The sequence below is a fragment of the Pseudomonas wadenswilerensis genome (genome assembly GCF_900497695.1).
In the GTDB taxonomy this organism is placed as follows: Bacteria; Pseudomonadota; Gammaproteobacteria; order Pseudomonadales; family Pseudomonadaceae; genus Aquipseudomonas; species Aquipseudomonas wadenswilerensis.
Window position 1 is genome coordinate 208,312 of the sequence record NZ_UIDD01000012.1, and the last position, 12,086, is coordinate 220,397.

Annotated in this window: 10 protein-coding genes; 1 reads left to right on the plus strand and 9 read right to left on the minus strand. The window is 60.1% G+C overall.

What is annotated here, in order from left to right; genetic code table 11:
* Positions 1-117: 117 nt before the first annotated feature.
* Complete coding sequence (gene msbA / locus CCOS864_RS25735; protein ID WP_115089163.1) at positions 118-1,926, minus strand: lipid A export permease/ATP-binding protein MsbA; 1,809 nt, start codon at positions 1,924-1,926, stop codon at positions 118-120.
* Positions 1,927-1,941: 15 nt separating this feature from the next.
* On the minus strand, positions 1,942-3,117 hold the full coding sequence (locus tag CCOS864_RS25740; protein ID WP_115089517.1) for an O-antigen ligase family protein: 1,176 nt from the start codon (positions 3,115-3,117) through the stop codon (positions 1,942-1,944).
* 102 nt (positions 3,118-3,219) lie between these two features.
* Between CCOS864_RS25740 and CCOS864_RS25745 the strand changes: the two genes are divergently transcribed.
* Complete coding sequence (locus CCOS864_RS25745) at positions 3,220-3,822, plus strand: BUD32 family EKC/KEOPS complex subunit (RefSeq protein WP_115089164.1); 603 nt, start codon at positions 3,220-3,222, stop codon at positions 3,820-3,822.
* 5 nt (positions 3,823-3,827) lie between these two features.
* On the opposite strand, the gene CCOS864_RS25750 is transcribed toward CCOS864_RS25745, so the two are convergent.
* From CCOS864_RS25750 to CCOS864_RS25780, 7 genes are all read right to left on the minus strand, one after another.
* Positions 3,828-4,919, minus strand: a complete 1,092-nt coding sequence (locus CCOS864_RS25750) for a glycosyltransferase family 4 protein (protein ID WP_115089166.1) — start codon at positions 4,917-4,919, stop codon at positions 3,828-3,830.
* A gap of 48 nt (positions 4,920-4,967) precedes the next feature.
* Entirely contained in the window at positions 4,968-5,741 is a 774-nt protein-coding gene (locus CCOS864_RS25755; RefSeq protein WP_115089168.1) for a glycosyltransferase family 2 protein, read from the minus strand.
* 67 nt (positions 5,742-5,808) lie between these two features.
* On the minus strand, positions 5,809-6,765 hold the full coding sequence (locus tag CCOS864_RS25760) for a glycosyltransferase family protein (RefSeq protein ID WP_115089170.1): 957 nt from the start codon (positions 6,763-6,765) through the stop codon (positions 5,809-5,811).
* Between the two features lie 51 nt (positions 6,766-6,816).
* Entirely contained in the window at positions 6,817-8,217 is a 1,401-nt protein-coding gene (locus CCOS864_RS25765; RefSeq protein ID WP_115089172.1) for a PIG-L deacetylase family protein, read from the minus strand.
* The gene (locus CCOS864_RS25770) at positions 8,214-9,110 is read right to left on the minus strand and encodes an antimicrobial resistance protein Mig-14 (RefSeq protein WP_115089174.1); all 897 of its coding nucleotides are present in this window, start codon (positions 9,108-9,110) and stop codon (positions 8,214-8,216) included. The genes CCOS864_RS25765 and CCOS864_RS25770 overlap by 4 nt, the downstream gene beginning before the upstream one ends.
* A complete protein-coding gene (locus CCOS864_RS25775) occupies positions 9,110-10,240 on the minus strand; it encodes a glycosyltransferase (protein WP_115089176.1) in 1,131 nt (376 codons plus the stop codon). Before CCOS864_RS25775 ends, CCOS864_RS25770 begins: the two co-directional genes overlap by 1 nt.
* The gene (locus CCOS864_RS25780) at positions 10,224-11,981 is read right to left on the minus strand and encodes a carbamoyltransferase family protein (RefSeq protein WP_036995471.1); all 1,758 of its coding nucleotides are present in this window, start codon (positions 11,979-11,981) and stop codon (positions 10,224-10,226) included. The genes CCOS864_RS25775 and CCOS864_RS25780 overlap by 17 nt, the downstream gene beginning before the upstream one ends.
* Between the last annotated feature and the right edge of the window lie 105 nt (positions 11,982-12,086).

Below are 12,086 nucleotides of genomic sequence, written 5' to 3' on the forward strand. Positions count from 1 at the left end.
AAATAATTAACAGGGGCAGGATATTAGCACAGGCAAAGCGAAGGCTTGTTTACCGCCTTGTTGCCAAGCGCTCCAGGGAAAGGCAGCCGGGGCACAACAGGCCCCGGCGCAAGCAACTCAGGTGATGTCGGCCTTGGCCGGCTCATCCAGGCCCATGGCGTGCAGCCGGGCATAATAGCCATTGGCAGCCAGCAACTCGGTATGGGTACCACGCTCGACCAGCTTGCCCTGGTCCATGACCAGGATTATGTCGGCTTTTTCGATGGTCGACAGCCGGTGGGCGATCACCAGGGTGGTGCGTCCCTGCATGACGTGATCCAGGGCTGCCTGGATGTGCCGCTCGGATTCGGTGTCGAGGGCCGAAGTGGCTTCGTCGAGAATCAGCAACGGCGCATTCTTGAGCAACGCCCGGGCAATCGCCAGACGCTGGCGCTGGCCACCGGAGAGCAGCACGCCGTTCTCGCCGACCTGAGTGTCGAAGCCCTTGGGCAGTTGCTCGACGAACTCCTTGGCATAAGCATCGGCAGCAGCGGCTTCGATCTCGTTCCGCGGCGCCCCGGCCAGATCGCCATAGGCGATGTTGTTGGCCACGGTGTCGTTGAACAGGGTCACATGCTGGGTCACCTGAGCGACGTGCTTGCGCAGGTTGCGCAGGCGGTAGTTCTCGATCTCCACACCATCGAGCAGAATCTGCCCCTGATCATGGTGATAGAAGCGCGGAATCAACGCCGCCAGGGTCGATTTGCCACTGCCTGAACGCCCCACCAGGGCGATCATCTGACCAGGTTCGGCGGTAAAGTTGATATCGGTGAGGACCTGACGATCAGTCCCCGGATAGGTGAAGTTCAGGTTGCGCACTTCAAGACGACCAACGACGCGGTCCAGCTCGACAGTGCCGCTATCGACTTCTGGCGCCTCGTCCAGCTGCTCAAAGATGCTCTCGGCACCGGCCAGGCCTTTCTGGATGGTCGAGCTGACTTCGGACAGCTGGCGGATAGGCTTGGGCAGCAAGCCCGCCGCAGTGATGTAGGCCACCAGATCACCGGCAGTGGCATCACCGCGCAGGAACAGCACCAGGAACATCAATGTAGCCATGGCGGTGTAGATCACCAGTTGCAGCATCGGCGTATACACCGCGCCAGTCTTGGTCATGCGCAGCTGCTTGTCGGTGTTGCTCTGGCTGGCATTGGCAAAACGTTGCTGTTCGTAGCTTTCGCCACCAAAGCTGCGCACTACCCGGTAGCCCTGGATGGTTTCCGAGGCAACGTGGGTGACATCGCCCATGGCCACCTGGATCTTCTTGCTCTGCTTGCGGAACTTCTTGCTCGCGGTGCCAACCATCAGGGCAATCACCGGCAGGATCGCCAGCATCACCAGGGTCAGTTTCCAGTTCATCCACAGCAGATAGACGAACAGGAACACCACGGTCAGGCCTTCACGGATCACGACCTTGATCGCATCGGTCGCAGCGCCGGTGACCATGGTCACGTTGAAGGTGATGCGTGAAATCAGGTGGCCGGAGTTGTGGTTATCGAAATAGCGGTTGGGCAACACCAGCAGCTTGTTGAACAACTCGACCCGCAGGTCATGCACCAGGCCCAGGGAGACCTTGGCCAGGAAATAGTTGCCCAGGAACGAACCCAGGCCCTGCCAGGCTGCGATCAGCACGATCAGCAATGGCACGGCCTGCAGCAGCTGCAAGTCCTTGAGGTAAGGAACGCTGGGGAACAACACCGCCTGGGGGTTGCTCAAGCCATCGACGAAGTACTTGAGAATCCCGGCCAGCATTGGCTGGGTCGAGGCAAAAATCACAAAGCCGAGGATACTCAGCAAAAAAATGCCGATGTACGGCTTCACATAGCTCAGTAGCCGGAAGTAGATTTTCAGGCTGGAGCTCTGCTCCGCCTCTCGCGGTGTTTCGGCCATCGTCGAGCTCGCTGTTCAGATAGAACCGGAAATTTTATCACAGCCTGGAGCCCGGGCACGCACCCAGACCAGGACAGTGGCCAGACCGACCGGCAGCCAACTGATAAACCACTCGGCACGCGGGGTGCCGGTGAGGCTGGCGGCATCGAATTGCATGGCCAGGGTGGAGAACAGCCACAACCCCATCAGGCCCTGGCCGAAGGTGGTATCACGGGCTTTCCAGATTTCGCGTAGAACACTCAACCAGACCGCCAGCCACAGCAGCATGCCGGGAATGCCCAGCTCAACAGCGATGTGGGTGAACATGTTGTGCGTGTGGTCAAACTGGATACCTGCAACGACCACTTGGTAGAAGGAGCCCAGGCCAAGGCCAAGCACAGGGTGCTCGGCAATCATTTGCAGGCTCGCCTGGAAAATTTCCGGACGATAGGACGCCCCACGGGACATGATCAGCGCCTGCATTAACACGAAACCTGCTACCGCAGCTGCCACGGCAGCGCCTGCTATCCAGCAACTGCGACGATCACGACACCAGATTGGCATGGCCACCACGGATATCAGCAGCGCCAGGGCTGCGCCACGGCTTTGGCAAAGTACCAGGAAAACCCCAAGAGCCAGCAAAGCCAAGCCCCAGACACCCTGGAGCCAACGGTTTTGCGGCGGCCAGTGAAGCATCCAGATAATCGCAGCAGCGATCACGTAAGCCCCGAGAATCGGGTGAGATATCTCCCCAACACCCGCCAACCGGGTAACCCAGGGTTGCGTCTGAACACCATAGAACAAAACAATCGAATAGACCGCAGCAACAGCCAGGCCCATCCCCCCCCAGTTCAGCAGCCGCATTACCCGCGTGCCATCGGCATTGGCCATCAACGGGAAAAACAGCAGGAACACAGCGATGTAAACAAGACGTTTCACCTCACGCCCAGGCTCTTCGACGCTGCTCCAGACAAGGCTCAACACACACCATCCAAGCAGCAGGGCGATGGAAAGCCAAAGCATGCGCTGGGCACTCCAGGTTTCGAGCAGCAACCGACGTGCTGACCACATTAGTGCCAGGGTAGGCAGCCACAAAAATGCAAGCAGGCCTTGCTGATAAATCTTGTTACTCGGAGCCAGGGCGATTGCCGCCAGGAACCACAACAGGCCAATTGCCAGCCAGACCTGAGCCCAGCGCCGCGTGTAGATCATGATACTCCCCATCGATTAACCAACACCGCCATGGTGCATCCTTAAACTTTTCGGCATTATTGCCGGTCATTTGCTTGCCCGATGATGACAAGGCCACTATTCATGCATTCTTCCCGGCTCCCCCAGGACGACTTCAACCAGCTGATCATTGGCGCCCAGATCCTGGAGGCCGACAGTTACGGCGCCAAAGTCTACCTGCTTACCGATGGAAATATCCTCAAGCTGTTCAGGCGCAAGCGGTTAATTTCATCTGCGCTACTGCGCCCGTACTCCCAACGTTTTATCGACAATGCTGTGCAGCTAGAAAAAAAGGGAATTCCTACGCTCAAGGTACTGAAGCACTACAAGCTTGATGCGCCGGGGATGACCGCGGTGTTGTACCAGCCGCTGCCAGGAGAAACCTTGCGTCAGTTGTCTCGCCAACCCGGCTTCGACTGGCAGGTACGTCTGCCCGAACTGGTAACACTGGTTCGCAGGCTGCACCAGTCCGGGATCTATTTTCGGTCGTTGCACTTAGGCAACATCGTCGTGACTCCGGACCAACAACTGGGCTTGATCGATGTCGCGGACATGCGCTTTCTGCGCGGCCCTCTTTCGGCGCGCATGGTCAAGCGCAATGTGCAGCACTTTGCTCGCTACATCGCTCGAGAACAGCTCGCCGAGCAGTTCCCGCTGGCAGAATTGGAGCGCGAGCTACTGGGCTGAATTGCTCAGGGCTGACGTAGCAGCGTTTTAGCGATCAGGCTTGAGCGCTGCCAGGCTTGCTCAGGCTCCAATGCCTTAAACTGCGTCCGGGCAACTTCAGCGGCATTCAAAGTGGCGCATTCCGCAATTGCCTGAGCCCAGGCATCTATGTCGCCGGCAGAGGCATACCAACCGGCCGAACCCAATTGCTCGCGAAACACCGATATATCACTGCATAACACCGGCACATCGGCAATCACTGCCTCTTGCAGAACAAGGCCCAGACCTTCGGAATAGGACGGGACAAGCACCCAGTCAAAGGCGCGATAAAGCCGGGCAAGACCATTACAATGCCCCACCAGCGAAACCTTTTGTTCAAGCCTCAACGTCTTGATACGAGCCTCCAACAACGAGCGCTGCACCCCCTCGCCAAGAATGGCCAGGTGCAGTTGAGGCTGCTGCAAGCTGGCCTGGGCAAAGGCGTCAAGCAGGTACTCGAACCCCTTGCTATCGACCAGACGCCCCACAGCGCCCATCACGGTGACATCGTTCGATAACCCGAGCGCCTGGCGGGCGGCCGAGCGATCCAGCAGTTCAGAACGAAAAGCCTCTGGCTCCAGGGCCGTACGCAACACCTGGACAGGCATACCCAGGTCCTGCTCGATGGCCTGGGCCAAGGTTTGCGACACCGCAACAATGGTTAGGCGCAAAGCAGGGAAGTCACGCAGCAAGGCGATATCCGAACGGCGCAACCGGGTTTTGCCATGGAACACCGCCGCCACTCGCACAGCCGGCATTTCTCGCAATATTGGCAAGAGCAAGCGCAACACACCCAAACCATCAAGCAACACCACTTGGGCATTGACGTGCTCCAGCGCCTGCCGAAAACGCCCGCGCAACCAAGGGCGCAAAAGTCCCCAGACATGCCGACCTTTCACCAAGCGGTGAGACAGTTGCCATTCACGTGTCGACTCACAACTGCAGCAAGAGCCCTGTCCCTGCAACAACCAGTTGAAGACCTTTGCCCCGGGCTCGGCCTGGGACAAAATCTGCTGATGCACCTTGTGCACCGAAACGTACGGCGAACCGCCAGCCCACATGATGTTGACGATACTCACGGGGAAACACCCCTTATATCGGACTGGATAACGGGCAAACCAATTGACTCAATTCGCAAGAAAGCCAATACCCACTCCCACTGCCAAGCCGATCAACAAGGTTACTGCCAGCTTCATCCGCTCACGCTGACGCCGCCGGGCTTTACGCTGGCGCTCTTCTGGAAGACTTACATGCATGCCGAAGCCGGTATGCAACACGGCATCACCCTCCAGGCTTACGCCGGTCAGGTTCAATTCGGCATAGCGTTTTGATAGAGCCTTTTCACCAGCATAGGCGGCGAACGGCGCACAGCGCTGATAATCGCTCAAGCGGCGCAAGCCCGGGTTCAGCGAGAAGCTTTGCCATTCAGGTTTGTCCGACAGCAACGGGTAGCAAGGAACACCGGCAATCACCTGGCGCTCGCCAAGATGAATATAGGGGCTGTGCAGTTTCAGGTCATAGACATAACTGCGCAGCCAAACCTGAAGCAGTTCAGGGCTGACCGCCAGGATCGAATGCGAGTCTTCGACGAAACCAGGCCGGTAGAACTCCCAGTCATCCTCGCAATGAAAGATGTAAGAGGTTTTTACATGACTGTAGGCAAGGTCGATCGAAGCCAGTTGACCCAGTTTCGGGCGATTGACGAAAACCTTGCAGTGCGGTTTCCAATGCTCGGGCACAGCCTCGTGAACCGCTTCATCCCCCGAGTCCTCGGTGATGAACACTTCACGAATAGGCGCGGTATTGAACCGGTCAAAACTTTCCAGCGTGAGCTTAAGCAAATCGAAGCGCCCGCAACTGGTGACCACCAGGGTTACGTCGCTATCTTGGCAGAATCGCACCGGATCCCCTCCCCATAAACTGTATTCAGATGTTCGAGACTACTTCCCTGGTTCCAGGACAGCCGGCTCATATGCCCAGTCTCAAACGCAAGCGTTGCCAGCCGGACAGGGCTGGACGGGGACGAAGAGGTGGCTGCATTTTTTCCACGATGCTACGACCTACCTGAGCGAAGCTGAATTGCGAGACGGCCAGCTCACGACCGTTGTTGCCGATACGCTCGACCAATGCAGGGTCGCCACGCAACACTTTCAGCTTCTCTTGCAACGCGGCAATGCTGTCATACAGCACCACGTTATGCATGTCTTTCAAGCCCAGGGCGCGGTTTTCCGTTTCACCCTGGTCATAAGCCAGCAAAACGCAGCCACAGGCCATCGCCTCGAAATTCTTGATCATGTACTCGCCCATGCCGACATCGGCGCTTACAAAGAAACGGATGCGGTTGAGTGTGTCGCAATATTCTTCGCCCGAATTGGTGCGTGTCACCAGCAGGTTTTCCACTTGTGCCAACTCATCGAGCAGGGCCTTGCGGCCGCTGTAGGCAACACTGTTGGTGCTGCCGACGAAGGCCAGTTCGATATCCCGCTCGCGCCCCTGGTCAGCCAGCAACTGCTGATCGTAGCCCTTGGGCACGAACTCGGCATCGAAGCCTTCCTGGCGCAGGCGTTCACTGACCATGTAACCCGAGCTGATCACCCGCGCCCAGGGCAACTGGCGGTAGTGGGCACTGAACTTGCCGGTGTACTTGCACGGGATGTAGTTCTGGTAGGCATCATGTTCGAGGATGACCAGGTTGGGCACCGTGCGAATGAAACCGACCTGGCGAATCTCTTGCTTGAAACGCAGGAAGAACACGATCCTGTCGTACTTGTCGACGTCGATCTCGCGACGGAAATAACTGCGCAGATTGCGTTGGTCGTCGCTGCTCAGCCAGCGCAGGTCGCAGTCGCAATGCGCGGCAACGCCGTCATACAAACGATCGAGGATCGCCCGTTGTTCTTTCTGCACCAGAAATAGAACTTTCATCGTTTTCCTTGCGGCGCTCGGGCCACAGCTTTCAATCTTGCAGCGTCATGATCAGAGGTCACGACGCCAGAACAGTTCATGTCGACGCACAGCCTTGCGGAAAAACTCGTTCTCGCCATAAGGCGAAGGCCGACGCCCGGCCAGCCAGCGTTGCAACAGGCGGCGCAGGCGGCGTTTGAACGGTGCAGGCGGCTGCAGGTCATGCATCATGCCCAAGGCCATGGCCTTGTCGCATTGGGCTGGCAGGCCCAGCACCAGGCTATAGGGCGTCCAGGCCTGGGTCGCTTCGAGTTGCGGCGGCAAGGCAATACCCGCACCGCTATCGCCCATGGGCCAGCGGTCGTTGTCGTGCAAATGGTTGGCATAACACAACAGGGTTTCAGGCTGCCATTCCAGGCCCTGCAGCGCCTCAAGCACAGCAGCCTGGGCGCAGATGTGGTCCGGGTGCGGATCGAGGGTCGGGTGCGGCATCACCAGCACCTGCGGCCGGGCCTTGAGCAACAGTGCACGCAAATCGGCCAGCAGGTTGTTCCAGGTCGGCGCACCGTCCTGGTCACCCGGCAGGGACAGCGGGTTGAACTGGCGGAACAGGCGGGTATCGACAAGCCCGGCTTCTCGCGAAGCCATTGGCTCTGCAGGCGCGGCCTGCATGGCCGGGAGCTGCAGGCAGAAGTACCCAAGCTGCACACAACGCGACTCCGGGACACCTGCCCAGCGTGGCACGGCGATGCTGTCCCAGGCCCGCAAACGGCCCTTAAGGCGCGCAGCTTCGGACTTTTCCAGACCCATTTGCTGATAGTGTTCGGCTTCGATTTCGCCGGCAGTCAAGGTCACCACCCAGGTTTCCTCAGCCTGGCTGTAGAGGCCAAACGCCGCGAGTTCGGCATCGTCGGCATGGGGTGCGATCACCATCACCCGGCGCTGGCGCAGGTCAGCGCAAGGTGCAACCCACAGCTGCGCCTCACCCATCAGTCGACAGTAGCGCCCACGCAGGCGCAGGCGCCCAGCCGTAAGCGGTTCGGCAAGCCCGGTAAGGTTCAGGTAACGAAGGCCGTTTACGCCCCGCTCGAAAGTCTGAACGTCTTCACTTCCCAGGCTTACCGCAGGATCGAGGAAACGCCCCAGCCAGCTACCCTTCAGGCGCACCTGCAGGATTAGCGTTTCGTCACCGCCCAGCTGCAGCGGCGACTGCAGGTGCACAAGGCCATCGACCAGCTCGGCCGAATGCGCCACGCAATCTGGCGGGAACTGATATTGATAGTCCTCGGCCGGAGAGTAGAACAGGTGATCGGCAAACCATGCCTCGTGGGCTACCCACAGCAGCGGCAACAACAGCAGCGGCAGCCACCACTGAACGAAAATGCCCAGGGCGAGCAGTACCAGCAGGCCGACCAGCAGCCCCAGGCGCTTGTTGCGCCGGTGGCGCTTGAGCAACTGCTGCTTGCGACTCACACCTGAAACACCGGCACGGGATTGCACCAACGGTCCTTGTACTCGCGATCGGCACGACCGAAGGAGAAACGCAGGGGTTTGTTGCGCGCACGGGCGTCTTCCCAGGCAGCCTGGGTATTGAGGAAGCTCAGTACGCTGCCAGGGCTGAATGCCTTGGTTTGCGGGTCGACACCACCGTTGATGTATTCAACGCTGATCCACTCCGACGCTTCGACCCGATAGACCAACTGGATGGCAATTGGTGCATCGTCAAGAAACAGCACCGACCCGATCAACAGCTCACGCAGGCGCTCGATCACCTCGGCCATGCGTTCGGCACCGGTAGCCGGGAACTCCCACCGGCGCTGGAACAGGTCGCAGTAGATTGCGGCAAGTTCAGCACTGGAGAAATCCGTGACCGGCCGTACCTGACCGCCCGCCTCTTCCAGCAAACGCAGTTCGCGGCGCTGGTTGTAACGAAACTTCTTCGACAGGTCTTCCGGCATACGCGCCATGGCCAGCGCTTCGGTCTGCGGCTTGAGATGGGCAAAACGACCCTGATTGAGCTCGGACAGATAGCGCCCGGCGTGCCGCAGCGGCGCCTGGGCATCGGCGGCGGCAGGCAGGATCAGCTCGGCGTTGCCCAGGTCATACAGGCCTTTTTTACCCTGACGCTTGAGCACATCCTTGGACAGCGCCAGGTAGCGGCCCCAGGTAGGAATCGCGGCCTTGAGCTCGCCGTCGCGCTCCCAGCCCAGGTAACGCACCGGAATTTGCGCCAGGTCAGCCAGTTGCTCGACCACCAGCGGATGAGTGGCGACACTGCCACCAAATTTTTCCCAGGCTTGGGCGTAGGCAGGCGCATCGATCTGCGTCCAGCCGCGCTCACGCCAGCCTTGAATATGGTTGAGCATCAGGCCTCCGCCGTCAGTGCACGAACGTGCGGCAGTTGCCAGAAGGCGTCGCGCACCGCGGCATCGGAGAAACGCTCACGCAGGCGTTCGAGCATGCGCCCGGCACATTCCTGGCGCTGCCCTTCGTCCAGCGCGGCCAGGTGCTGCAAGCCTTGCCCCAGGCGCTCGGCGTCGCCCAGCGGGAACAGGATGCCAACACCTTCGACCACCTCGACCGCGCCGCCACAAGCCGTGGCCAGCAGCGGCACACCGGCGACCATGGCTTCGAGCAGGACCATGCCGAACGGCTCGTGGTCGGAGCTCAAGGCGAAGGCGTCGAAGGCACGGAAGTAACGACGGGCGTCAGGTACCTGACCGAGAAAATCCACTTGCGCGGCAATTCCCAGTTCGGCGGCCTGAGCCTTGAGCGCTTGCTCAAGACGGCCTTTGCCGAGGATTGCCAGCCGAGCACCGGCCGGCAGTTGCGGCAGGGCCTGGGCAAAACCACGCAGCAAGGTGGCCTGGTCCTTGTCCGGATGCAGGCGGCCGACGTTGCCGACAATCCATGCCTGCTGATCCAGGCCCAACGCCTCGCGCGCCTGCGCGGCAGGTACCTGGCTGGACTGCAGCGCCTCGATGTCGATGCGGTTGTAGAGAGTCTGGATACGCTCGAGCGGCCACTTGGGCAGGCACTTGCGCATGTCGTCGCGCACCGCATCAGAAACACCGAGCAGGCTCAGGCGCTTGCTGAACAGGTTGGCAAACAGCTGGCGGCTACCACGCAGGTAGTCACCAAAGGCGTGGTGCACGCCGATCACCGGCAAGCGGCTGCCGAGCAAGGCGATATAGATCGGCTTGAAGCGGTGCGCGATGCAGAAGCTGAACTGGCGACTGGCGACGATCCGCCGCAATGCGCGGATCGCCCCCAGCTTCAGGCCACGGATGGCCTTGGAGCTGAACTCGAGGAAGATCACTTCGTCCGAGGCGCAGCCGGCCGCTACCTGAGGGTCGGCTGCGCCAGTCAGGAACACCGTGGTGACCTTGTAGCCGCTGCCGTCGAACAGGCTGGCGTACTGGCGCGCGCAGTCCAGAAACGGACCGTCATAGCCATGACAGAACTGCAGGACGCGTTTTTCAGCCCTGGACGTCATAAGTGTCCGCGCCGTCCTTGACCACCAGGATGTCTTCCATGATCAGGTACTGCAGGTCCGAGCCGAAGAACATGTTCAGCGCATCGGTCGGCGAGCAGATCATCGGCTCGCCACGACGGTTGAGCGAGGTGTTCAGCGACACGCCGTTGCCGGTCAGGGTCTCCAGCGCCTTCATCATGTCGTAGTAGCGCGGGTTGTACTCGCGCTTGAGCACCTGGGCCCGCGAGGTGCCGTCTTCGTGGACGACTTCCGGCACGCGGGTCTTCCACTCTTCGGCCACTTCGAAGGTGAAGGTCATGAACGGCGCCGGGTGATCGATCTTGATCATCTGCGGGGCAACGGTGTCGAGCATCGACGGGCAGAAAGGCCTCCAGCGCTCGCGGAACTTGATCTGGTGGTTGATGCGGTCGGCAACGCCTTCCACACTTGGGCAACCGATGATCGAGCGACCGCCGAGGGCGCGCGGACCGAACTCCATACGGCCCTGGAACCAGGCCACCGGGTTGCCGTCGACCATGATCTTGGCGATCTGCTCGGGCATGTTCTCCAGCTTGCGCCATTTCGGCTGGCTCGGGTGACGGGCACAGGCGGCGATCACGTCTTCGTTGGAGTACGCAGGGCCGAGGTAGACGTGTTCCATCTTCTCGACCGGCACACCACGGGCGTGAGACACATAGGCAGCAGCACCGACCGCAGTACCGGCGTCGCCGGAAGCCGGCTGGACGAACAGCTCCTTGAGGTCAGGACGGGCAATGATCTTCTGGTTGAGCTTGACGTTCAACGCGCAACCGCCGGCGAAGGCCAGCTTGCCAGTCTCCTTGAGGATGTCGCCCAGGTAGTGGTCGATCATCTGCAGGGCGAGCTTCTCGAACAGCGCCTGCATGCTCGCGGCGTAGTGAATGTACGGCTCGTCGGCGATGTCGCCTTCGCGTTTCGGGCCCAGCCACTCGATCAGCTTCGGCGAGAAGTAGAAGCCTTTGCCCTTCTCTTTATAACGACGCAGGCCGATGACGTTGGCGTAGTCGGTGTTGATCACCAGCTCGCCGTTCTCGAACGAGGCCAGGCGCGAGAAATCGTACTTGCTGGCATCGCCATAAGGCGCCATGCCCATGACCTTGAACTCGCCATCGAGCATTTCGAAGCCGAGGAACTCGGTGATCGCGCCATACAGGCCGCCCAGCGAGTCCGGATCGAAGAATTCCTTGATCTTGTGGATCTTGCCGTTTTCGCCGTAGCCGAAGAAGGTCGTGGCGTATTCGCCTTTACCGTCGATACCGAGGATCGCGGTCTTCTCCTTGAAGCCGGAGCAGTGGTAGGCGCTGGAGGCGTGAGCCAGGTGGTGCTCGACCGGCTCGATCTTGACCTTTTTCGGGTCGAAGCCCAGCTGCTCCAGGCACCAGACGATCTTCTTGCGGTAGCGCTTGTAGCGACGGTTGCCCATCAGGATCGCGTCAAGGGCGCGGTCCGGGGCATACCAATAACGCTTGGCGTAGTGCCAGCGTGCCTTGCCGAACAGGCTGATCGGGGCGAACGGGATCGCTACCACGTCAACGTCGGACGGTTTGATACCGGCCTGTTCCAGGCAGAACTTCGCCGATTCGTAGGGCATGCGGTTCTTTGCATGTTTATCGCGCACGAAGCGCTCTTCTTCAGCGGCGGCAATCAGCTTGCCGTCGATGTACAGGGCCGCGGAAGGGTCATGACTAAGGGCGCCGGACAGGCCAAGAATCGTCAATGCCAAGGGTCTAGCCTCTTCAATCTGTAAATATGCGCGCGGGCCGTTGGGGCGGGCGGCAGCCAAAGCGCGGGATTATAACGCAAAGCGTAGGAGCGGGCTTGCCCCGCG

What these genes read in the sequence shown, in the direction of transcription:
- msbA (WP_115089163.1), bottom strand. Translation starts at nt 1,926, where the DNA reads ATGGCCGAAACACCGCGAGAGGCGGAGCAGAGCTCCAGCCTGAAAATC.
- CCOS864_RS25740 (WP_115089517.1), bottom strand. Translation starts at nt 3,117, where the DNA reads ATGATCTACACGCGGCGCTGGGCTCAGGTCTGGCTGGCAATTGGCCTG.
- CCOS864_RS25745 (WP_115089164.1), top strand. Translation starts at nt 3,220, where the DNA reads ATGCATTCTTCCCGGCTCCCCCAGGACGACTTCAACCAGCTGATCATT.
- CCOS864_RS25775 (WP_115089176.1), bottom strand. Translation starts at nt 10,240, where the DNA reads ATGACGTCCAGGGCTGAAAAACGCGTCCTGCAGTTCTGTCATGGCTAT.
- CCOS864_RS25770 (WP_115089174.1), bottom strand. Translation starts at nt 9,110, where the DNA reads ATGCTCAACCATATTCAAGGCTGGCGTGAGCGCGGCTGGACGCAGATC.
- CCOS864_RS25760 (WP_115089170.1), bottom strand. Translation starts at nt 6,765, where the DNA reads ATGAAAGTTCTATTTCTGGTGCAGAAAGAACAACGGGCGATCCTCGAT.